The 23,413-nt window shown below is 64.9% G+C and carries 17 protein-coding genes; 5 read left to right on the top strand and 12 right to left on the bottom strand.

Annotated features, from left to right (window positions below):
* Positions 1-21 precede the first annotated feature (21 nt).
* Positions 22-2,301: an NADP-dependent malic enzyme gene (locus PCA31118_RS18480; protein ID WP_150626553.1), complete on the bottom strand. Its 2,280-nt coding sequence runs from the start codon at positions 2,299-2,301 to the stop codon at positions 22-24.
* 348 nt (positions 2,302-2,649) lie between these two features.
* On the bottom strand, positions 2,650-3,906 hold the full coding sequence (locus PCA31118_RS18475; protein ID WP_150626552.1) for an MFS transporter: 1,257 nt from the start codon (positions 3,904-3,906) through the stop codon (positions 2,650-2,652).
* Positions 3,907-4,274: 368 nt separating this feature from the next.
* On the opposite strand from PCA31118_RS18475, the gene PCA31118_RS18470 reads away from it, so the two are divergent.
* Both PCA31118_RS18470 and crcB read left to right on the top strand, forming a co-directional pair.
* Entirely contained in the window at positions 4,275-4,964 is a 690-nt protein-coding gene (locus tag PCA31118_RS18470; RefSeq protein WP_150626551.1) for an orotate phosphoribosyltransferase, read from the top strand.
* Between the two features lie 165 nt (positions 4,965-5,129).
* Positions 5,130-5,528: a fluoride efflux transporter CrcB gene (gene crcB / locus PCA31118_RS18465; protein WP_150626550.1), complete on the top strand. Its 399-nt coding sequence runs from the start codon at positions 5,130-5,132 to the stop codon at positions 5,526-5,528.
* 31 nt (positions 5,529-5,559) lie between these two features.
* Here the strand turns inward: crcB and PCA31118_RS18460 are convergent, their stop codons facing one another.
* Positions 5,560-6,393, bottom strand: coding sequence for a helix-turn-helix transcriptional regulator (locus tag PCA31118_RS18460; protein WP_174990525.1), 834 nt, complete (start codon positions 6,391-6,393; stop codon positions 5,560-5,562).
* Between the two features lie 168 nt (positions 6,394-6,561).
* On the opposite strand from PCA31118_RS18460, the gene PCA31118_RS18455 reads away from it, so the two are divergent.
* On the top strand, positions 6,562-7,377 hold the full coding sequence (locus tag PCA31118_RS18455) for a class I SAM-dependent methyltransferase (protein WP_150626548.1): 816 nt from the start codon (positions 6,562-6,564) through the stop codon (positions 7,375-7,377).
* A 103-nt stretch (positions 7,378-7,480) separates the two neighbouring features.
* Here the strand turns inward: PCA31118_RS18455 and PCA31118_RS18450 are convergent, their stop codons facing one another.
* From PCA31118_RS18450 to PCA31118_RS18435, 4 genes are all read right to left on the bottom strand, one after another.
* Complete coding sequence (locus PCA31118_RS18450) at positions 7,481-8,236, bottom strand: peptidylprolyl isomerase (RefSeq protein ID WP_246190306.1); 756 nt, start codon at positions 8,234-8,236, stop codon at positions 7,481-7,483.
* Between the two features lie 92 nt (positions 8,237-8,328).
* Positions 8,329-8,889 (bottom strand): LbetaH domain-containing protein, encoded by a 561-nt coding sequence (locus PCA31118_RS18445; protein WP_069343553.1) that lies wholly within the window; start codon positions 8,887-8,889, stop codon positions 8,329-8,331.
* Between the two features lie 274 nt (positions 8,890-9,163).
* Positions 9,164-10,117, bottom strand: coding sequence for a ketopantoate/pantoate/pantothenate transporter PanS (gene panS, locus PCA31118_RS18440; RefSeq protein ID WP_150626546.1), 954 nt, complete (start codon positions 10,115-10,117; stop codon positions 9,164-9,166).
* 209 nt (positions 10,118-10,326) lie between these two features.
* Entirely contained in the window at positions 10,327-11,979 is a 1,653-nt protein-coding gene (locus tag PCA31118_RS18435) for a DEAD/DEAH box helicase (RefSeq protein WP_150626545.1), read from the bottom strand.
* Positions 11,980-12,335: 356 nt separating this feature from the next.
* On the opposite strand from PCA31118_RS18435, the gene PCA31118_RS18430 reads away from it, so the two are divergent.
* Positions 12,336-13,310, top strand: a complete 975-nt coding sequence (locus tag PCA31118_RS18430; protein ID WP_150626544.1) for a LysR family transcriptional regulator — start codon at positions 12,336-12,338, stop codon at positions 13,308-13,310.
* Positions 13,311-13,383: 73 nt separating this feature from the next.
* Here PCA31118_RS18430 and PCA31118_RS18425 read toward each other — a convergent pair whose 3' ends face one another.
* The 3 genes from PCA31118_RS18425 to mprF form a co-directional block, all read right to left on the bottom strand.
* A complete protein-coding gene (locus PCA31118_RS18425) occupies positions 13,384-14,691 on the bottom strand; it encodes a solute carrier family 23 protein (RefSeq protein ID WP_044457377.1) in 1,308 nt (435 codons plus the stop codon).
* Between the two features lie 222 nt (positions 14,692-14,913).
* Positions 14,914-16,608, bottom strand: coding sequence for a virulence factor family protein (locus tag PCA31118_RS18420; RefSeq protein WP_246190305.1), 1,695 nt, complete (start codon positions 16,606-16,608; stop codon positions 14,914-14,916).
* Between the two features lie 122 nt (positions 16,609-16,730).
* Complete coding sequence (mprF, locus tag PCA31118_RS18415; RefSeq protein ID WP_150626543.1) at positions 16,731-19,493, bottom strand: bifunctional lysylphosphatidylglycerol flippase/synthetase MprF; 2,763 nt, start codon at positions 19,491-19,493, stop codon at positions 16,731-16,733.
* Positions 19,494-19,997: 504 nt separating this feature from the next.
* Between mprF and PCA31118_RS18410 the strand changes: the two genes are divergently transcribed.
* Complete coding sequence (locus tag PCA31118_RS18410; RefSeq protein ID WP_150626542.1) at positions 19,998-21,287, top strand: serine hydrolase domain-containing protein; 1,290 nt, start codon at positions 19,998-20,000, stop codon at positions 21,285-21,287.
* Here PCA31118_RS18410 and PCA31118_RS18405 read toward each other — a convergent pair.
* Both PCA31118_RS18405 and PCA31118_RS18400 read right to left on the bottom strand, forming a co-directional pair.
* The gene (locus PCA31118_RS18405; RefSeq protein ID WP_150626541.1) at positions 21,259-21,606 is read right to left on the bottom strand and encodes a GIY-YIG nuclease family protein; all 348 of its coding nucleotides are present in this window, start codon (positions 21,604-21,606) and stop codon (positions 21,259-21,261) included. The genes PCA31118_RS18410 and PCA31118_RS18405 overlap by 29 nt on opposite strands.
* Before the next feature lie 47 nt (positions 21,607-21,653).
* Positions 21,654-23,069 (bottom strand): Fic family protein, encoded by a 1,416-nt coding sequence (locus PCA31118_RS18400; RefSeq protein ID WP_246190304.1) that lies wholly within the window; start codon positions 23,067-23,069, stop codon positions 21,654-21,656.
* Positions 23,070-23,413: the final 344 nt, after the last annotated feature.

The raw sequence follows: 23,413 nt of genomic DNA, 5'->3' as shown, positions 1-23,413 counted from the left end.
CAACGATCCATCAACGACCCATCAACGCGTGACGTTCGCCGCAGCGACGGCCGTCATGTTGATGATGCGGCGCACGGTGGCCGCCGGCGTCAGGATGTGAACCGGCTTGGCGCAGCCCAGCAGGAACGGACCGACCGTCACGCCTTCGCCGCCCGTCATCTTGAGCAGGTTGTACGTGATGTTGGCCGCTTCCACGTTCGGCATGACCAGCAGGTTGGCTTCGCCGGCCAGACGCGATGCGGGATAGGCCGCGCGGCGGATCGTCTCCGAGAGTGCCGCGTCGCCGTGCATCTCGCCGTCGACTTCCAGTTCCGGCGCACGCTCGGCCAGCAGTTCGGCGGCGCGCGCCATGCGTTGCGCCGAAGCCGACTTCACGCTGCCGAAGTTCGAGTTCGACAGCAGCGCCACCTTCGGCGCGATACCGAAGCGCTCGATTTCCTTCGAGGCCAGCACCGTCATCTCGGCAAGCTGCTCCGACGTCGGCACTTCGTTGACGTAGGTGTCGCTGATGAACAGGTTGCGATTGGCCAGCATCAGCAGGTTCATCGCCGCGTAGTTTTCCACGCCGGCCGCACGACCCAGCACCTGATCGATCACATCCAGATGGCGGTGATACGTATCGATCATGCCGCAGACCATGCCGTCGGCTTCGCCCAGATGCACGAGGATCGCACCGATCAGGGTGTTGTCCTTGCGCATGGCGGCCTTGGCGACTTCGGGCGTCACACCATGGCGCGCGCCGAGGTTGTGATACGCCTGCCAGCAGCGCTGATAACGCGAGTCGTCTTCCGGATTCACGATCTCGAAGTCGACGCCCGGCTTGAGCTTCGAGCCAATCTTTTGCAGACGCATTTCCACGACAGCCGGACGGCCGATGATGATCGGCTTGGCGATGCGCTCGGCCAGCACGAACTGCGCCGCGCGCAACACGCGCTCGTCTTCACCTTCGGCGAACACGATGCGGGCCGCGTCGTTGCCGAAGCGCGCGCGCGCCGCGGCGAATACCGGACGCATGATGAAGCCGGTGCGATACACGGTCGTGCCGAGTTGTTCGCGATAGGCGTCCATGTCCTCGATCGGACGCGTGGCCACGCCCGAGTCCATGGCGGCCTGCGCCACGGCCGGTGCGATCTTGATGATCAGACGCGGATCGAACGGCTTCGGAATAATGTATTCCGGGCCGAATTCGAGCGACTGGCCTTCGTAGGCACGTGCCACTTCTTCGCTCTGCTCTTCTTCCTGCGCCAGCTCGGCGATGGCTCGCACGGTGGCGAGCTTCATCTCTTCGGTGATGGTGGTCGCACCGACGTCGAGCGCACCACGGAAGATGAACGGGAAGCACAGCACGTTGTTGACCTGGTTCGGATAGTCCGAACGGCCTGTGGCAATGATGCAGTCCGGACGCGCAGCCTTCGCGATTTCCGGGCGGATTTCCGGTTCCGGGTTGGCGAGCGCCAGGATGAGCGGCTTCGTGCCCATGGTCTTGACCATGTCGGCCGTCAACACGCCGGCGGTCGAGCAGCCGAGGAACACGTCGGCGCCGTTGCTGGCGTCGGCCAGCGTACGGGCGTCGGTCGTCACGGCGTAGCGCGCCTTGCTCTCGTCGAGCTTGTCGCGGCCAGTGTGGATCACGCCCTTCGAGTCGAGAACGAGGATGTTCTCTTTCTTGAGGCCGAGGTTCACCAGCAGGTCGAGACAGGCGATCGCGGCAGCGCCGGCGCCCGAGCAAACCAGCTTGACCTTGCCGATGTCCTTGCCCACGACCTTCAGGCCGTTGAGGATCGCGGCCGAGGCAATGATGGCGGTGCCGTGCTGATCGTCGTGGAAGACCGGAATCTTCATGCGCTCACGCAGCTTCTTCTCGATGTAGAAGCACTCCGGCGCCTTGATGTCTTCGAGGTTGATCCCCCCCAGCGTCGGCTCCAGCATGGCGATGGCTTCGACCAGCTTGTCCGGGTCGTGCTCGGCGAGTTCGATGTCGAACACGTCGATACCGGCGAACTTCTTGAACAGGCAGCCCTTGCCTTCCATGACCGGCTTGGCGGCGAGCGGGCCGATGTTGCCCAGACCCAGCACGGCGGTGCCGTTGGTGATCACACCGACGAGGTTGCTGCGCGACGTGTAACGGTTGGCGGCGAGGGGGTCTTCCGCGATGGCTTCGCAAGCGTAGGCCACACCGGGGGAGTACGCCAGGGACAGGTCGATCTGGTTCGACAGCGGCTTGGTCGGCGTGACCGAGATTTTGCCCGGACGTGGATTCTCGTGGTACGCCAGGGCGCTTTGCTTCAGTTGTTCATCCATTTTCAATACCTGATGGCGACGACCGGGCCCTGCCGCATGCGGGCAGCGAGTGGGCTCGACCGTCTTTTGACGGATCACGGCGGGGGGAAGAGCCAACCGGAGGGATTCGACGATTGTGTCGTCGACGGGGTTCTTCTCATCGCGATGGCGTGATGACCATCGCTCCCCGATCCTGGAAATCGCGCTCGCGCGCGTCGGACCGTGGGACTTGCGGTGGCCGGTGCGCACCGCAGGACGCAAAGTGTACACCTTGCGATGAAACCTTGATGTCGCAGGCGGGGGCGGCGGCACCCCGCGGGAGATCTGCCTGCCGCCTGCCTGCGCAGGCAGCGCAATACGATATTCGCCTTACAGCAGCGCCTCGCCGCGACGCTCCGGAATCAGGAACAGCGTCGCCAGAATGTCGAGCACATAGATCCCTGCGAGGAAGACGAGCGCGATCTTGAACGAGAACGCCGCAGCCAGCGCCCCCACCGTCAGCGGCCCGAACCCGCCGACCGCGCGTCCGATGTTGAACAGCACGTTTTGCGCCGTTGCGCGCGCTGCGGTCGGATAGAGCTCCGAGATCAGTGCGCCGTAGCCGCCGATCATGCCGTTCACGAACATGCCCATGACCGCGCCACCGATGAGCAGCGAGAACTGCGACTGGAGTTGCGCGTAGACGAACACCATCACGACGGCGCCGATCTGATAGGTGATAAACGTCGGACGACGTCCGAAACGGTCCGCGAGACGACCGAAGACCCAGATGCCGAATGCCATGCCGAGCACCGTCACCGCCGTCCACAGGGCCGACTTGGTGAGCGAGTAGCCGAACGTCTTCGACAGATAGGAGGGCATCCAGATCATCAGGCCGTAGTAGCCGAAGTTCTGCACCGAGCACAGAATCGCCACACCGAGGCTCGCGCGCGTGGTGGCGCCATCCTTGACGAGCAGCTTTAGCGGGGCATGTTCACGCGGTTGCTGCTGTTGTGCGAGGAACATTTCAGGCTCGCCGAGCGTGCGACGCATGACGAACGACACGACCGCGGGCAGCAGGCCGACGGCGAACATGCCGCGCCAGCCAATCACCGGGAGCAGCAACGGAGTGAGCAGCGCGGCGGCGAGCACGCCGGCCTGCCAGCCGAGCCCGACGAACGACGATGCCCGCGCACGACGCTCCGGTGCGCAGGCTTCGGCCGCGAGCGCCATGCCGATGCCGAACTCGCCGCCCAGGCCGATACCGGCAATCGTCCGGTAGGCGAGCAGATCCCAGTAGCCTTGCGCCAGCGAGCACAGGCCGGTGAAGACCGCGAACAGCAGAATAGTCCACGACAGCACGCGCACGCGGCCGTAGCGATCCGAGAGCATGCCGAAGACGATGCCGCCGATGACCGCGCCGATGAGCGTCCAGGTCACGAGCGCGCCCGATTGCGCACTGGAGAGCGCCAGATCGGCGGCGATGGCCGGCAGGATGAAACCCAGGATCAGCAGGTCGAAGCCGTCCATGGCGTAACCGATGGCCGACGCCCACAGGGCGCGATTGGCATAAGCACTGTCGTGCTTCGTTGCGGCGGCAGCGGAAGCGCCCGGCGTGGCAAGGGAAGGCGAGGAGTCGTGAGGCATGATGGCGTCTGGTCGGGGTCTGAATTTCGGCGAGAGTGTATGCCTGTCATAAAGGCTCGGCAACTGTCTCTTTTTTTGGACTCATCTGTCGTTGCCAATTTTTCATATGCGCGGTGCGCGCACACTGCGCGTATCTCGTCACTCGAAAATGTACGCTCAGTGCATAATTGCCCTCGCAATTGCTGAAACTTGTGGCATAATTCGCGTTTAAGCGCAGGCCGCTCGTTGCAAGACGCGCCGCCTGCCGCCTCAGACGGTGCCTTGCCGCAGTGAGCTGTCGTTCATTGCGGCTCGTGGCACGCCGCTGACTCACCCATGACTCCCGGCTGCACGCCGCACGGCGGGCAGCAACGCTAAGGAACCGCATCATGATTGGCATCGACCGCCAGGCGATTTCCGACATCACCGCAAAGATTCTGCTCGAAGTGGGCGCGGTGCATTTCAACGCCGAAAAGCCGTACATCTTCACTTCGGGCTGGGCCAGCCCGGTCTACACCGACTGCCGCAAGCTGATCTCGTACCCGCGCGTGCGCCGTACGCTGATGGATTTCGCGGAAGCCGTGATCATCGAGGACGTGGGTTGCGAGCAGTTCGACACGGTCGCCGGCGGTGAAACCGCGGGTATCCCGTTCGCTGCCTGGATCGCCGACAAGCTGATGCTGCCGATGCAGTACGTGCGCAAGAAGCCGAAGGGTTTTGGCCGCAACGCCCAGATCGAAGGCGATCTGCCGGAAGGCTCGCGCGTGCTGCTCGTCGAGGATCTGACGACCGACAGCCGCAGCAAGATCAACTTCTGCAAGGCGCTGCGCGAAGCCGGCGCGAAAGTGAATCACGTGTTCGTGATCTTCCACTACGACATCTTCCCGGAGAGCCGTCAGGTGCTCAAGGACATCGACGTCCAACTGCACTCGCTCGCTACGTGGTGGGATGTGCTGCGAGTCGCCAAGCAGCAGAACCACTTCGACACGAAGACGCTGGACGAAGTCGAGAAATTCCTGCACGCACCGGCCGAGTGGTCGGGCGCGCACGGCGGCGCCACGTCGTTCCCGAAGGACTAAGTCCCTTGGCCATGCCAGTGGCAACGCGCGCAGTATTCGCTTGAGAGGCGAGGACGGTCAGCCCCCCAAAACGGCTGGCCGTTTTTTTATTGCGGGCTGGCCGTCGTTTGCCTGCGGGCTGGCCATTTACCTCATCTCCGATTTCGGAACGCACGGGAGGACCCCATGCTGGCTTCGGTCGTCGCCATCAGCGTCGGCGCTGCGCTCGGTGCGCTGCTGCGCTGGGCGCTGAGCGTACAGCTCAACACCATTCTGCCGACACTGCCCCTCGGCACCCTCACCGCCAACCTCGGCGGCGGCTATCTCATCGGCGTGGCCGTCGCGCTGTTCAGTCACATTCCGTCGATACCGGTCGAGTGGCGCCTGTTCATCGTCACCGGCTTTCTCGGTGGCCTCACGACCTTCTCCACGTTTTCCGCGGAAGTCACGACATTGCTGCGCGAAGGCCAGATCGGCTGGGCCTCGCTGATCGTCGTGGTGCACGTCGGTGGCTCGCTCATCATGACGCTCCTCGGCATGGCCACCGCCACGTGGCTCGTGCAATGGTTGCGCCCTGCCCTCTGATACCGGTGTGTCGACCGCTACCGCAACGGATTCAGGCGAGCAGCATCACGAGCTTCACGTCGTCATGTCCGGAGAGGCGGAACGTCACTTGAGCGAAGTCGATGTCGCCGCGCTCGGGATGATGGAATCCGCGTCGGCCGCCCTCACGCTCGACGACATCCTGCTGCGACCACAGCGCTGCGAATACCGGGCTCTCGCGTTGTAACGCGTCGGTGAGCGCACGCACGGGCGTGTCGTCCAGATAAGCGCTGCACTCGGCCCTGAACTCGGCGACAACGCGTCGGGCGCGACGCTCCCAATCCTGAATCAACGCACGCGCGCCGGCATCGAGGAAGATATAGCGCAACAGGTTCTTCGTGCCCGGGTTTCCCGATGCCGACGGCACATCGAGCCAGCCGCGAAAGATGTCGGCCGCAGCCTCGTTCCACGCGAGTACGTCCCAGCAGCGGTCGAGCGCATAGGCCGGCGCCGCCACCGCCGCGACAGCGGCCTGCACCTGTGCCGTCGCATGATGCGGCAACGGTTCGGCGCCGCGCTCCGGATCGCGTTTTCCGGCCAGATCGAACAGATACGCCCGCTCGGCACGGGACAGCCGCAGCGCACCGGCCACTGCCGCCAGCGCGCCGGCCGAGATCGATACCTCACGCGCCTGCTCGATCCATGTGTACCAGGTCGACGACAAACCGCACAGTTGCGCCACTTCCTCACGACGCAGTCCCGGCGTACGACGTCGGCCCATCGGCGGCAGACCGACGGCCGCAGGCGTCAGGCGCTCACGGTGCGCCCGCAGAAAGTCCCCGAGCGCGCGACGCTGACGCGCATCGTCTGCCGGCGACGAATGCGGCGGCACCGCGTCCTTCGAGATCGGGGGATATGAGGGCATGGGGGTAGTTTTCATACCAGGATAAATAGGTAACTTGTACCGGTATCGACGAGCCATTATCGTGAGAGCCATCGATGTCGCGCAAGCCCCCGGCGACGTACACTCAATCTGCAAGCCCGAGCCCTTGCGCTACGAACGAAGGAGACACCCGTGAGCCATCCCCCGCGCACTGCGTCCGCCCCGGCCCCCTCAGCCGAAGACGCCCATCATTCTCATAACGCCGTCGTCACCGGCCAGTTCGGCCCGCAGGCGTCGGCCTATCTGACGAGCGCCAACCACGCGCAGGGCGCCGATCTTGAGCAACTTGCGACGATTGCCCGCGCGTATCCCGGTGCGCAAGTGCTCGATCTCGGTTGCGGCGCCGGTCATGTGAGCTTCTTTACCGCACCGCACGTCGCGCGCGTCGTCGCCTACGATCTTTCCGCCGACATGCTCGGCGTGGTCGCCGGCGAAGCCGCCAAACGCGGCCTGTCGAACATCGACACGCATCTGGGCGCCGCCGAATCGCTGCCGTTCGACAACGCGACGTTCGATCTCGTCTTCAGCCGATACAGCGCCCACCACTGGGCGGACGTTGGCGCCGCGCTGCGCGAAATGCGCCGCGTGCTCAAACCGGGCGGACGTGTCGTGATCTGCGATGTCGCCTCCACCGGGCAGCCGTTGTTCGATACGTATCTCCAGGCCGTCGAAGTGCTGCGCGACACGTCGCACGTGCGCGATTACTCGAACGGCGAATGGCTGACGATGGCGGCGAATGCCGGGTTCTCGGTGGTGTCGCTCACACCGCGCACCCTCGAACTCGACTTCAAGACGTGGACGACGCGCATGCGCACGCCCGAGTCGATGCAGGTCGCCATTCGCGCGTTGCAAACGGCCATGGCAGACAGCGTTCGCGAACACTTCCGGATTCAGGACGACGGCTCGTTCACGCTCGACACGATGACGCTCGAACTGATCGCGGGTTGATTTCCGTCACACCGGGAAACTCTTCGCGCGACAAAAAAGGCGTTGCCTGAACCGACATCATCCGTCGTGTTCGGGCAACGCCCTTGCTGCACCTGGCACGCGTTTATTGCACGCGTGTCGGTCCTGCGCTGTCGTTCGCGCCGCTTATCTCGGCGGCATCTGCAAGCAGCGCCACATAGTGACGCAACGCCCTCGCGCGCGCCTGTTCGTAGAGTTGCGCTGCGATGCGCTCCGCCACGCGCTCGAACGGTGGCATGCGTCCCTTTACCCGCCGCTCGATACGCACGACGTGAAATCCGTAGCGCGTGTTCACGAGACGCGGCAGCACGCCGAGTCTGTCCCCGCAAAACAGTACCAGTTCGAACTCCGGGGCGCCGCTGCCGCGTGCGAGCATGCCCAGACTGCCGCCGTCGCGCGCCGACGGACAGTCGGACATGGTGCGTGCGACGGCCTCGAACGACGATGGCTCGGCGAGCACCGCATCGAGGGCGGACTGTGCGCGCGCCAACGTGCTCGACAGCGGCACGCCAGTGGTCAGCGCGAAAAGGATGTGACTCGCCTGCACCTTGTCGCCGATGCGGAATTGCCCGGCGTGATCGTGGAAATAGGCGCGACACTCGGCTTCGGTCGGACGGTGGACCTGCACGTCGCGCGTGAAGAGTGCATCGACGACAGCGTCGTCGCTCGCCGCCGCGTCATCGGCCAGCAAACGCAAATCGCGCGCACGCTGACGCAACAATTCCCGGCTCACGAGCGCACGTTGCGCTGCGGCTTCCGGATCGGCCGCGTCTCGATGTTGATCGATCTCATCGGCGACGCGGCGTGCGTCGATGACAATACCGTTGACCCTCAAAGACATGACGGACTCCACCAAAAACATTCACGGCGACGGCGCTCGTGCCGCTCGCCGGCCATCGACCTGCCATCGACCGGCGAGCGTGCGTGCCATCGTCAGAACGCGTTCTGAATACGACGATAGGCGCGCGCGAGCTGCACATTCGTGCGACTCACCGATTCGGAAAATTCGCGCGCGTCGACAGTCACTTTCGGAATGGTCGCGAGATCGGTCTCGCGGCTGATGTGTGTGGTCGAGGGGATGTAAAAATTCTCTGGAATGTCGCGCCCGTCGACCACGCTGTTGTGCCGTACCACCACGCCGTCGTGAACGACGCAGTTGAACAGCACCGAGTTGAAACCGATGAAGACGTTGTTGCCGATGACACACGGTCCATGCACGATGGAGCGATGCGCGATGGACGTGTTCTCGCCGATGGAAACGCGTGCACCGTCTTTCGAATGGATCACGACCCCGTCCTGAATGTTGGAATTGGCGCCGATCACGATCGGCTCCATCTTGCCGTGCTCATCGACCTCGTCGGCGCGCAGCACCGCATAAGGTCCGATGAAGACGTTCTCGCCGACGATGATCTGGCCGCACAAGATGGCCGTGGGATCGACAAACGAGGTCTCGTGCACCACGGGGTAGTCCCCGCGCGGATTCTTTCGCAACATGCTTGAGTGACTCCAGACCGCTCGCTCGTACGCCGGGCCACGACTCGGCATCGCGCAATGCGATGGCCGTGCCGATGCTGGCCACGTCGGAATACGCCCTGTGGGCGAGCGGGGGAAGGGAACACGGACGGGCGCCGTGATACAGACTCTCTCCCACCGCCGCGAACGGTATATCGATGTTGTAGGCGATGGGAGACAGAAACGCAAATGTCCGCGATGACGGTGCGAACTCCCGTTGCGCGCCGCACACACTGGTGTGCAGCGCGGGAAAAACTCAGTGCGTCGGACGCGTTGCCGTCGCCTGTGAATCGTTGGCGGTGCCCGTCGGACGACCACGCCAGTACCCTGCGAGAAGCGAGCCCGACAGGTTGTGCCAGACGGAGAACAGCGCCCCCGGCAGCGCCGCCAGCGGCGTGAAGTAGATCTTGCCCAGTGTGGCGGCCAGACCCGAGTTCTGCATGCCGACCTCGATGGCGAGCGTGCGGCAGATCGACTCGTCGAAGCCGAGCAGGCGCCCGCCCCAGTAGCCACCGAGCAGACCCAGCCCGTTGTGCAGGATCACGCCGACCATGACCAGCGGACCCACCGTCGCAATGTTGCCCTGATTCGCGCCGACCACCGCGCCGATGATCAGCACGATCGCCACCATCGACACCAGCGGGAGATAGCCCTCGATGGCGCGCACCACGCGACCGAAGAAGTGATTGATCAGCAGACCGGCGCCGATCGGCAACGCCACGATCTGAAGAATCGACATCAACATGCCCTCGACGTCCACCGCAATCGAGGCATCGACGTACAGACGCGTGAGCAGGGGCGTCGCAAACACGCCGACGAGGGTCGACATGGCGCTGATCGTGACCGAAAGGGCCACGTCGCCTCGGGCGAGATAAATCATGACGTTCGACGCCGTGCCGCTCGCTACGCTGCCCACAAGCACCATGCCCGCAGTCAGATCGGGGGGCATGTGCAGCACGCGTGCAATGATCCACGCTGCCAGGGGCATGACCAGATAGTGCAGCACCACACCCGCAACGATGGGGGCGGGACGCGTGAACACGCGCTTGAAGTCGTCGAAGGTCAGCGTCACACCCATCGCAAACATCACCACGGTGAGCAGTGCCGTGACGTGCGGGGTAATACCAGTGAAGCTGCCCGGCGAGAAGAAAGCGAAGACGGACAGCAGCGCTGCCCAAAGGGGGAACAGCCGGGTGACTCGGGCGATCATGAGAATCTCGGGCGCAAAAAGTTAATATTTTACTTATTTTGCGCAGACCACCCGTACGGGCGGTCTCCGAGGCATTGCCAGGGGCGGGTGCATGCGACGCACAGCACGCTGTGCGAAGTCGCTTCGCCGCTTCCCTCAACCCCATGCCGCCGCTCAAATTCATCGGAATATCGAGCGGCGCGCACATCGTCGACCCCTTGCCGAAACGCTTAGTCGCGCTTCGGTTTGCCCATCAGCAAGGCGCCGCCGGCACCGTCGCGCCGCGCCGGGCGCGGTCCGCGCTGACCGAAGTCGCCGCGCTCGCCACCGCCGCCCTGCCCGCGCGAGGCGCCCTGCCCCTGCCCTTGGCCCTGACGCGGCGCGGGTGCGCCCTGCGTGGTGCGCGCGGGTGCGCGCTGCGCATCGCCCTGGCGCTTGGCCGGTTGACGATGGCCGGCGCCGACGTTGCCGACGTTGATGGCGCTGCCGCCACCATTGCCACTATTGCCACCATTGCTGCCCTGACGGCCAGCACGATCGCCTTCACGACGCGGTTTCGCCTCACCGCCCTGACGCGGCGAGCGGCCGTCGTCACGCGGTTGGCGTGCGTCACGCGGCGCGCGCGCGGATTGACGACCCTCGTCGCCACCGCCACCGCCATTGCGAGCGCCACGACCGCCGCCCGCACCACGGCCACCGCCTTGCTGATTCTTGCGAATCGGTTGCGCTACGGCATGCGGGTCCGGCTCGAAGCCCGGAATCACTTCGCGATCGATGGTGCGTTTGATGAGACGCTCGATTTGCTGAAGCAGTTGATGCTCGTCCACGCACACGAGCGAGACGGCTTCCCCGTTCGCCCCCGCACGACCGGTACGGCCGATACGGTGCACATAGTCCTCCGCCACTTCCGGCAGATCGAAGTTCACCACGTGCGGCAGCTGGTCGATGTCGATGCCGCGCGCGGCGATATCGGTGGCGACGAGCACTTGCAGCGTGCCGCTCTTGAACTCCGCAAGCGCACGGGTACGCGCGCCCTGGCTCTTGTTACCGTGGATGGCGAGCGCCGGAATGCCGCCCTTCGTCAATTGTTCCGCCAGACGATTCGCCCCATGCTTGGTGCGCGTGAACACGAGTACCTGGAACCAGTTGTGCTCGCGCACGAGGTGTTCGAGCAACTCGCGCTTGCGGTCACGGTCGACCGGGTGGATCTTCTGCGCGACGGTCTCGGCCGTCGTATTGCGACGGGCGACTTCGATCAGCGCGGGCGACTTGAGCAGGCCGTCGGCCAGTTGTTTGATTTCGTCGGAGAAGGTCGCCGAGAACAGCAGGTTCTGACGCTGGGCGGGCAGCGCCGCCAGCACGCGACGGATATCGCGGATGAACCCCATGTCGAGCATGCGATCCGCTTCGTCGAGCACGAGAATCTCGACGCCGGACAGATCCACGGTCTTCTGCTGCATGTGATCGAGCAGGCGGCCCGGTGTGGCGACAAGAATGTCGACGCCACGCGAGAGTTGCTTGACCTGCGGCACCATCGACACGCCGCCGAATACGGTCATCGACGTGAGACGCAGATACTTGCCGTATTGCGTGACGCTTTCCTCGACCTGCGCGGCCAGCTCACGCGTGGGCGTGAGCACCAGCGCGCGTATCGGGCGCTTGCCGTTGGCAGCGGCCGGACGGGCACGCGCGGACAGCATTTGCAAGATCGGCAGCGTAAAGCCTGCCGTCTTGCCCGTGCCGGTCTGTGCGCCGGCGAGAAGATCGCCGCCCTGCAGGACGGCGGGAATCGCTTGCAGTTGAATCGGAGTCGGCTGCGTGTAACCGAGATCGGCTACCGCACGCAGGATGTCGGCCGACAGGCCGAGCTTTTCAAAAGACATATAAAGACCAATGCGCGGACTCCACGATGTGTGTCCCCGCGCGTATCGATGTTGTTTGTTCTTGATGGAATGCCCGCGTCGGGCGTGCGACGCGCATCGCGCTCATCCGGGCGACGCGTCTGAAGACGCCAGCAAGACGACCCGCCGGCGAATGAAACTCTGCGGCTTGGCGGGGCAGACCGTCGCGGGTACGGCCGTGTCTTGAAAGCGCGTAGTTTACCATGCGCCCCTGCTCAAGTCAGTCGACATTGCATGGGCACCGCGCCTTACATGCCGGTAAGGATGCATCACCTGCCCGCTATACACTGACGTCTTTACTCCGACGTCATCTGCGTTCGCCCGGAGACACGCATCCCGTGAAATTCGACCTGATCGATCTGCGCCTGTGCCTGCTGGTGGCCGACGCGGGCAGCATTACCGCCGGCGCCGAGCGCGCCCATCTGACGCTGGCCTCCGCGAGCGCGCGCATTCGCGGGCTGGAGGAGACGCTGGGCGTCGCCCTTTTCATGCGCCATCGCCAGGGTGTCATTCCCACGCCCGCGGGGCGCGCCCTGCTCGCTCACGCCCGTCGCGTACTCGCGCAGATCGAACAGCTGCGTGGCGAGCTGGGCGAGTACGCGGCGGGGCTCAAGGGCAACGTGCGCATCGCCTCCAACACGGTCGCGATGTCGGAATTTCTGCCCGACCTGCTCGGCGCGTTTCTGGCCGAGCATCCGAACGTCGAGATCGCGCTGCGCGAGCAGACGAGTCCCGCCGTGGTGCAGGCGGTGCTCGAAGGTGCTGCGGACATCGGCGTGGTGTCGGACTGGATCGAACTGGCGGGGCTGGAAACGGTACCGTTCCGGCAGGACCGGCTGGTCGTCGTTACGCCGCCGGACCATCCGCTCGCCACACAAGCCTCACGCGCCTCCCGCGCCGGCGTGGCTTTCATCGACGTACTGGACGCCGAGTTCATCGGCTTGCCCGAACAAAGCGCGCTGGCCGAACATCTCGACGGGCACGCCAAACGCGCGGGACGCGCGTTGCGCTATCGTCTGCGTCTGCGCGATTTCGACAGCCTGTGCCGCGCCGTGGCAGCGGGCGCGGCGCTGGGCATCGTGCCCCTGAGCGCCGCGCGACGTTGTGCCGCAACGCTGGGCATCGGCATTGTGCCGCTCGCCGATCCGTGGGCGCTGCGTACCCTGGTGCTGTGCGTACGCGAGCGTGACGCATTGCCCGTCTATGCACGGCAACTTCTGGACTGTCTGCAAGCCACACCGGCGCACACGGACGTCGACAACGATACCGGCGCCCCGGCGAGCGCCGCCCCAAACGACAACGGCACGGCGTAATTGCCGTGCCGCTGTGCTGCGGTGCTGCTGTGCTGCGGTGCTGCTGTGCTGCGGGTGCCGTTGCCGCCCGCCGTTACATCGCCGCCGGTCTCGACGCCCCACGACCGCGCAACAACGCATACAGGATGATCGCGCCGAACGTCGCGCACCCGATGCCGCCAAGCGAGAAGCTACCGAACTTCAGCGTGAAGTCGCCCGCGCCCAGCACCAGCGTCACGGCCGCCACGATCAGGTTGCGGTTGTCCGAGAAGTCCACCTTGTTCTGCACCCAGATACGCGCGCCCGCCACGGTAATCAGACCGAACACCACGATCGACACGCCGCCGAGCACCGGACCGGGAATCGTCTGGATGATCGCGCCGAACTTCGGCGAGAAGCCGAGCACCAGCGCAATGACGGCCGCCACCGCGAACACCAGCGTCGAGTAGATCTTCGTGACGGCCATCACGCCAATGTTCTCGGCGTACGTGGTCACGCCCGTGCCGCCGACGCTGCCCGACACGATGGTCGCCAGCCCGTCGCCAAGGAAGGCGCGGCCCATGTAGGGGTCGAGGTTCTGCCCCGTCATGGCGCTCACGGCCTTGATATGTCCCAGGTTCTCGGCCACCAGAATGATGGCGATCGGCGCGAGCAACACCATGGCTTCCGGCTTGAACACGGGTGCCGCGAAGTGCGGCAGGCCGAACCACGCGGCGTTGGCCACGATGGAGAAGTCGATCGGCTTGCCCAGCCCCATGCCGTTCGTCAGCACGGCGTAGAGCACGTAGGCGAGCAGCAGGCCGACGAGAATCAGCAGGCGCTGCACCATCCCGCGCGCAAACACCGCCACAAGCCCCACGCACAGCACGGTCGCGAGCGCCATCCACGTGTCGAAGCTGGTGGCGGACACGCCCTTGACCGCCACCGGCGCGAGGTTCAGACCAATGACCGCGACCACGGCGCCGGTCACGACCGGCGGCATGAGCGCTTCGATCCAGCGCGTGCCGACGGCCATCACAATCAGTCCGATGATCGCGTACAGCACGCCGCAGGCGATGATTCCGCCGAGCGCCACCGGAATATTCATGTTCGGTCCACTGCCTGCGTAGCCCGTCACGGAAATGACCAGGCCGATGAAGGCGAAGCTGGAGCCAAGGTAGCTGGGCACGCGGCCGCCGACGAGCACGAAGAACAGCAACGTGCCGATGCCCGACATGAAGATCGCCAGGTTCGGGTCGAAGCCCATGAGCAGTGGCGCGAGCACGGTCGAGCCGAACATGGCGACCACGTGCTGCACGCCCATCGCGATGGTCTGCGGCCAGGCAAGACGCTCATCGGGCGCGATCACGCGCCCGGAGGCCGTGTCCTGTTGCCGCCACTTCGGGAAGTAACCCTCTGCCATTTTTGATCTTCTCCTGTCTGTCGTGACGTCTCGTGGGCCCCGCGCCGCCGCGTCCGGCTGCCATGGCCGGACAAGCGATACGGGAAAAATTCGGGAAAAAAGCTGGCCGCAGTGTACGGAGCGCCCGCACGGAAGGCAAGGCGAGAAAGCATGCATGGGCGAGACGTCGGCCCGAGTAGCGAACTTGATGGGCCTGGCGGCCCCAGCGAACCTCAGCGAACCTCAGCGTTTAGCGAGCCCCTGGAGAATCACGTCGGCGAGCGCGGTGTAGTTTCCGTCGAAATGATGCCCGCCGGGCATCTTCACGATCTGCACCCGTCGGGGATCGAGCCCCGGGCAGTTGCTGTCGTCCTCGTCGGCGCCGTAGACGCACATCGCCATGCCGTCGGGCAGACGTTCGACTTCGGGCCGGATCGGCAGGCCGTTCTGGCTCGACATCACCCAGTTGGTCATGCGGAATTCGAAGTCGGCCTTTTGCCCGAGGCCCATGAGGACGAGCAGCCCGACGCGCTCACGGGCCATCGGCGGCAGGCGATTGACCATGAACGGCAGCACGTCGGCCCCTTGCGAATAGCCGATGAGGATCGCGCGCTTCTTGTTCCAGCGCGTCTGATAGAAGCGCATGAGACGGTCGATGTCGAGCGCGCCGGACGCCGGCGTGCGCGCCGACCAGAAGTAACGCAGCGAGTCGACCCCCACGACCGGAATGCCGTGCGCCGCGAGTGCCGCGGCGACATCGCGGTCCAGACCGGCCCAGCCACCGTCGCCGGACAGCAGAATGGCAAAGGTGTCGGCCAGGTTGGCAGCGGGTTTGGCGGTCGCCGGGACCTCGATCACCGGCAGATCGGCCACGGCGGCCGGCGGTCGCGCCGTGCCTGCAATGTGGTGCGCGTTCATGCGCCGGAAGGCGTTCTTGTACTGCGTCACCCAGTCCGCCAGCACGGGCGTGGCGGAGGTGCCGGGGGTACCCGAGGTGCCGGAGGTGCCCGAAGCGTCCGTCGTTCCACTGGTATCCATCGCCCCGAGACTGCCCGCCAGCCCCCCCACGAGCCAGCTCGAATTCGGGGTGCGTGCGGCGAACGCCTGCGCAACGTGATCCGGACAACGCGGAGCGCGTCCCGGGCTGCCGGGTCCGGCGGCCGGTCCGCCCATCGCCAGCCAGGGAGCGCTCATGACCGGCGCGGGCAGCAAGCGCATGGGCGCGCCCCCAGCCGTGTGGGTAATGCCGCGCGCGAAATGCACACCCTCGCCCTGGCACAGCGGACGGGCCATCGGCAGGACCGGGCAAAAGTCGACCGACAGCGCACCGGAGAACGTGTCGTTGCCGGCCTGCGCCAGCATTGCATAGGCGAACGTACCGCCCACGCCGTCGCCGACGAGAATGGGCGGCGTATAGCCGGGCAGCCGCACGGACGCCTCGACCCATCGCCCGAAGTTGTCGAGATCGCCCGCCGCGTAGACGCACGCGATGTTGTCCTTCGTGTAGTTCGCCATCAGGCGCGCGGTGTCGATTCCGGCCACCAGCGCCCCCGTGTCGGCCAGCGCACGGGCCATGCGCTCGGCACGCGGCGTCCAGCCGTCGTCGTCGGAGAAGAACAGCACCGTGGCGTTCGGTTCGCCTTGCGGGCGGAAAATCGGCACGTTCTCGAAGCGGCCATGCGTCATGATCTCGGGCGCGGCGTTCGTGCCGGTCGCTGCACTCCGAAATGCCGCAGCGCTCGCGGCCGCTGCGGCGGCCTGCGGCATGACGGGCGCCGGGGCGCTGGTGTCGGCAGCGGGCGATTGCGCAACGGGTCCCGCCTTAGGCGCCGGCTTGAGCACGTTGAGGGGGTTGCTGCGCGCGTGCGTTGAACTCGACGTCTGCGCCAACGCCGGGGACGACGACATCGTGAGGGTCAGTGCTGCCGTGGCTGCCATGGCTGCGGCCCCCGGTGTCAGGCGCATTGCCGCGCGGCGCATCCGGGACGGGCGGCGCACTCCCCTCGGGGATACCGTCGGTCCGTCATCTGCCTTCCCATGTTGTGCCATCGTGTTCCCCGTCATTTCGCAATCATTCCTTTCCAGCCACCGCCGACGAGCGACGCCACGTCGGCCAGCGTGAGCATCGGCGCGATGCCGCCGGGCGTCATCAGGTAACGCGTCTCCCATTGCGGATCGAACTTCTCCTTGAAGCTGCGCAGCCCACGGAAGTTATAGAAGCGCGCGCCGTGGGCGAACATCATTCGTCCGAAACGATGCCAGCGGGGCGCGAGCTGATGCGTCTGCATACCGGACATCGGCGCCATGCCAAGGCCGAAGCGCTGGTAGCCCTGTGCCTTGAAGTGGAGCATCAGCTTCGCAAAGAGGAAGTCCATCGTGCCCGGCGGGGCATCGGGCACCTGCCGCATGAGGTCGATGCTCGCCTCGATGCGCAGCACGTCGGGGCACATCAGCGTGGCGAACGCCACGAGCCGGTCCTCGCGCCGCACGAGCGCCACGGGTTGGCGCAGAACGTAGGCGTCGTCGAAGGCGCCCAGCGAGAAGCCCTTTTCTCGCGTGTGCTGGCGGGCGAGCCACGCGTTCGATACCCGACGCATTTCCGCAAGATGCGGCGCAACGCCTTCGGGCGGCACGATCTCCAGCGTCAGACCTTCGCGCTCGCCGCGTGTCACGCCGTGACGCAGGTTCGCACGGCGCGAACCCTGCAACCCGAATTCCGGCAAGGAAACGAACGCCTCCTCGCCAAGCTTGAACGCGCGAAGCCCGGCGTCGATGTAGAGCGGCAGCGCGTGCGGACGTGTCTTGTAGAACGCGGCGCGCCCGCCGTGGGCATCGGCCAGTTCGATGAATCGCCAGATCAGCTCAGGCCACTCCTTCTGGTCGCCGACCGGGTCCGAGAGCGAGACCCACGAGCGGCGATGCTTCGCATACATGATGAAAGCATTGCCGGACGGCGAGAACAGGAAACTCTTGTCGCCCATGAGCGCGAGACACGCATCGGCAGCGGGTTGCTTGCGAATGACGGCCATGGCCCGCGCCAGCTCCGCCTCGGTGGCGGGCACCATCGCGCCCGGCGACTGCCGCAGCAGTTGCCATAGCGACAGGCCCAGCCCGATGACGGCAACGACCATGAGCGCACGCATCGAGCGCGGGGCGTCGCCGTCGAACGTGAATTGCCACCAGAGTTGATTGGCGTATCCGACGCGTCGGTACGACATGAACATCAGCCACGTACACGCGCCCAGGACCGAGAGCACCGCGATGATCCATCCCGGCTCGAACGATTGCGTAAAGAGCGAAGAGCGGCGGTCGAATTGCTTGCGCGAGACCAGCAGCAAGGTCGCGAGCACGGCCAGCACGAAAAACTCCGACCATGCGATGCCTTTCGGAATTGCCAGCACCGCGGCAATGACGGTGAGGCCGAGGGAGCCCCACCATGCGGCGTCGAGGCGGTGCAGCAGGCCGCGCGCAAGGAACAGCATCGACAGACCGGCCACGCTGCCCAACAGGTGCGAGACTTCGACAAGGAACAGCGGCACGTGGCGGCGCAGGAAATCTTCGGCGTCGCGTGTGGCCGGCGTGACACCCGAGATCAGCAGCATGACGCCCGCGACGAGCGTGAGTGCGGCCAGAATGCCGGGAAAAAGGCGCACGGCAGCCCGACCGATGGGAGCCGCAGGGCCCTGCCGCAGCTCGAATCCGGCGAGCAGACACGCCGCGAGTATCAGCGGCAGCAGGTAGTAGATGCCGCGATAGAGCACCAGCGCACCGGCAACCTGACTGATCGGCGCGTGCCCATTCGTCGCGAGGAGAATCACCGCCTCGAATACCCCCACGCCCCCCGGCACGTGACTGAGTACGCCCAGTGCCATCGCAATGGCATAGAAGACGACGAACGTCGGCAGATCGACCACGCCCGCCGGCAACAGGCACCACAGGGCGGCGGCCGCCATGCCGAGATCGGCCGCGGAGATGAGCAACTGGCGCAGCGCCAGACGCAACGGCGGCAGCGGCATCGACCAACGGCCGAAGACGACGACGCTGCGCCTGCGCGCGCACAGTGCCAGAAAGGCGGCAGCGCCGGCGAGGAGCAGCACGGCGAAGAGTTGCAGCATCCACGCCGGAATCGGTACCAGTGCGGACACGCGCGACGCGCCCCATAACATCCCGAGCGAGCCGAACACCGTCATGCCGAGGCCGAACGCGCCGGCGTTGAACGCTACGGCCTGCGCGACCTTCGATGCGTCGATCCCGGCGGCAGCGTACATCCGCATGCGCACGGTGCCGCCCGTGAGCACGCCCAGACCGACCGAGTTGCCCAGCGCGTAAGCAATGAACGATGTCAGTACGACCGTCGAGCGCTTGACTTTGGCGCCCGCAAACGCGAGCCCTGAGATGTCGTAGCCAGTCAACGCGGCGTAGCTCGCCAGCGTTGCCAGCATCGCCAGCACCAGACGCGTGACGGGCGTGTCGTGGATCGCCGCGATCACGTTGTCGTAATGCACGTGTCGCAGCATGTGGTGAAGCGCATCGAAAACGAACAGCCCGAGCAGCAGCACGCCAGCGGCGATCAGCCACGGACGTGCGGCACTCCAGGGAAAGCGTCGGATCAGGCGCAGGGGCGCGGGCAGCGAGCGCCAGGCCGCTTCGACGGGGGACGGCCCGGCCGGGTGCACGGCAGGCGCTCCTGCAACGTCAGCATCGTCCCCGCCGCCGGCGTGGGTGGCAGCGGCTGACCCTGCGCTGACCGCAGAAGGGGGCAAGGGTGAAGAGGCATCGGCATCGGCGGGCCGGCTCGGGCGCGCACGGGGCGGTTCAGTCATGTTTCGGTCGATCCTTCGGCCGGCACGACGTCGTTTGCGAGACGCCGCCCCTACGGCCTGTGGGCGAGTCGGAGCCTGTCTGTCTTGGGAGATAGCTTACACCGCGATGCGTAACAGGTCTTGTCGGTGCGCCGCTGACACGCCTGTCGCCCCACGACCTTCCAACGACAGCAAAGCCTTGCGCCGCGGGCCTCTGACGCCGATCTCTCACGATATGAGGCATTTCCGGGTCCGCCTTCGACGTAACGGCTCTCGACGGTGCCGCGCGGCATGCGGGATGTGCCGCGGCGATTGCGCCCGTCTATTGAGAAAATAGCGCGATATATGCAACTTAATGTAAAATGCGCGGGTTTTATTGGGTATTTACCCGAAGTTTTCCTAAACTTCGATCTCGAATATCGCCGCAGTGCGGCACGTGTGCACTCCGAACCATTCCGACTCCGAAGAGAGTCCTGAAGCGAAACGCTTCACGGTTCGAAGTGGGTGCACGGGGGGAGTGAATCAATGAACGTCGAACGGCATCGCCGTCCGGCAGGGGCACGTTTCACCGGGCAGTTGGCCATGCATCGCCGTTCGCATGCCATTGCGCGAGCTATGGGGCAATGCGTCGCGTCTGCACGCCGTGTTGTCCTGACTATCCTGCTGAGCACTACCACGCTGGTGAGCGCGGGCCTCGCGCTCGCGCAGACGCCATCCGGCGCGTCGGGGCCCGCCGCCGCCGCAGCGAGCGCCAACGGGGCGGTCGTCGCACTGCCGTCATCGGGTCCGGCCACGGCGATCCGGCCAGCCGTGCCGATCGGGCAGTCGACTATTGCGCAGGGCGTGGCGCAGATCAAGGAGCGCTACAACCTCTCGCATGTCTGGCTGCGTACGGAGTCGGACAACGGCGTGGCGCTCGAAGCCGCCACGCCGGGTGACGATGTGCAGCAATTGCTGCCGGTCGCGAGCTTGTCGAAATCGGTCACGGCCATCGGGATTGCATTGCTCGTGCAGCAAGGCAAGTTGTCGCTCGATGCCAGACTCGGCGACTTGCTCGACGCCTATGCGAAGCAACATGGCAAGCCGCTCGATCCGTCGCTGCGAGAACTCACGGTGCGGCGCCTGCTCGCCCATCGGGCGGGCCTCGCGACCAATGGGTTCAACGATCCGGTCAATGGCCTGTTCAGTGGCCTGGCGATTCGGCGAGTGGGCGGCAGCGCGGACTTCTTCAATTATCTCGACGCGGGCGACGCCAGCCACTCGAGCGGCAAATCCGACTTCGTCTACTCGAACGTCTCGTACCTGCTGCTCGGTATGGTGATCGAGGCGGTGTCCGGCGAGGACTACAAGGATTTTTGCCAGACCGCCATCTTTGCGCCGCTAGGCGTCACTGATGCGAAGCTGCCCGACAACTGGCGTCTGCTCGCGCCGTTCGCCGGCTGGCAGATGTCCACGGGGGCGCTGCTCAAGGTGTGGCGCGTGTTCGACATCCGGCGCCCGACGCTGCTCACGGAGAAAACGCTTCGCTCGTTGCTGCTCGACAAGCAGGCCGGTCCGGTAAATTCGGATCGCGATGTGTTTTACACGCTTGGCGTGTTCCTGCTGGCGGGGGCGGGAGACCGCAGTTATCGCGTCAGCCACGACGGCATCGCCGATTTTTTCCGCACGCAGTCGACGTATTACACGGTGGTGGAGAAAACGGTGCCGGGCGACAGTTGGGCCATTGTGGTGTCGCCGATTCCGTCGCGCAGCCAGTTCGGGGCGCTCCAGCGCGACGTGCGGCGGATCATTCGTCAGGCGCGTCTGGTGCCTTGACGTCACGCCTTTCCCCGCTGTCATGGCGATCGCCGAAGTCGCACACCAACGTTCCGGCGACGAGCGCGCGTTTTTGCAGCGCGCTCAGTTGCTTGACGCGGTATTCCGCGCGGGAAGCTGCCGAGCGATCGGCAAACGGCAGCGACAACAAAATGCGCAACGGGCGATACGCCCGCGTAAAGCGCGCCCCCTTGCCCGCCACATGCGCCGCATACCGCGCGTCCACATCGATCGCAATGCCGGTATAAATGCGCCCGCCCGCACATTCCAGCAGGTAGAGATGCCAGGGTTTGGGGGCGGCGGGGATTTCTGCTTCCATTGCCGCCTCGTTCGCTTCGGCCTTCGTTTCCAACCCATTTCCCCGTTTCAATCGGCAACGCCGTCTTCAGCTTGCCCTTCGCCGAATGCCCGGCGTACGGCGTCGACAATCGCGTCGCTCAGGTCTGCCGACGCGATGACGGGAAAGTCCTTGCGCAACTTGTTCGACACGTCCCAGTGATTGTCCTTCACCGATCGAATAATCCGGTCGATATCGGAATTGGGCCCGTCGACGACTTCCTTGACGAAGGCGCGCGCACGGTCCCATGTCTGGAGTAATTGGGCTTCGTTGCGCATTTCGGTACCGATCGTCAGATCGATCAGGCCGCCAAGATACTCGACGTGCGCGGTCAGGTCGAGATATCGCCAGACATGGGCCGCTTGCGCGTATGCGGAAAAGGAAAAATTGGACTGGACACCGTCCTCGTACGTCTCGGTTCGTCCGAAGCTCGCGGAAACGCCGAACCGGCGCATGAACGGCCTGGAAATCACTTCCAGGACCTGATCGTAAGCGGCCAATGTTTGCGCCTTGCTGGTGATGGCCGCGGACACCGGCAGCACGAATGGACGCGGCACCGCGCCATCGCGACGCAGAACGTCGTTGATCAGGAATCGATGCGTACGCCCGTTGCCGTCGGCAAACGGGTGAATATAGACAAAGCCGAATGCCACGATCGCCGCGCGAGCGATCGACGCATCGGCAAATCCGGGCCTTGGCGCCGTCAGCGTCAGAAAGGCTTCCAGACCCCGAAGCATTTCCGGCACATCGTCCCAATGCGGCGCAATGTAATGGATCACATCGCGAAACCCTTCCGTGGTACCAACGAAAACCGGCGATTTGCGCAGGCCGAAGGTTTTGAGGGTCGTCAGGTCGCCGATGATGGCGTGCTGCAATTCGGTCAGCGCATCCGCCGACAGCGGATTCGGCGACTGACCGATTTCCGACTCCATTACCGACGCAAATCGCTTGATACGATCCGTTTTGTCGTGCTCGTGTTCGATCTCGAAACTCGCGCGGCTTTCCTTGAGCGTGAGCCACACCGCGCTGCGGCGCAAGACGTCCGCGCCGTACTCGGCCTGCAAGGCGTCCAGTCGACTCGCGCAGTCATATGCCTGTACCGACGCTACGGCTTTCGTGCGTCGGAGCGTGGGGCAAAAGAACCGGGTGCCCGGAAGATTGTCGCGTACGCGCCAGCGAACGCTATTGGCAGGGGACGCACTGACAAGGTAATCGTCAGCGCTAATGGCATCGACGTATTTACACGCGGGCAACGGGGCGAGGCCGGTGAGCGTTCTGTCCGTCATCCATTCGAAAAGAAATCCCGCCCGTCGGGCATATTGCCCGGTGCGCTCCGCATTGATCCAGGCGACCAGCTCGGCTTCCGGTATGACATCGAATAGTCTGGCCAGCAATTCAAGAAACACGCCCTCGTGCTTGAGCGCGAATGTCAGGTGGCCACCCAAGGTGTCCTCCGGCCGGTATACCGGTGGCAGGATCTGATGTACGGTGCTCCCTTGTATGAGGGTCCGTCGGGTCGGACCGATTTCGCTTTCGACGGCGTACGGCTGCACTGGCGAGACGCCATATCGCTGCGCCAACCATCGGTATCCGATCCACGACGGGGTCACGTCAACCTCTTCAGAATGAATGTCGGTCGGGGACGCCGACTCGCCGTCCGAAATGCGGCCCGAATTGCCGCCCCCTACTGCCGTTACCGCACTTCGAATAAATTTGTCCCAGAGCAAATAATTTACTCCCAAAACCGCCAGTGTCGAATAAAAAACACCCCAAACAATCTGTTATCAAA

The organism is Pandoraea captiosa, assembly GCF_902459775.1.
Classification (GTDB): domain Bacteria; phylum Pseudomonadota; class Gammaproteobacteria; order Burkholderiales; family Burkholderiaceae; genus Pandoraea; species Pandoraea captiosa.
This window is presented reverse-complemented; position numbering and strand designations above follow the sequence as displayed.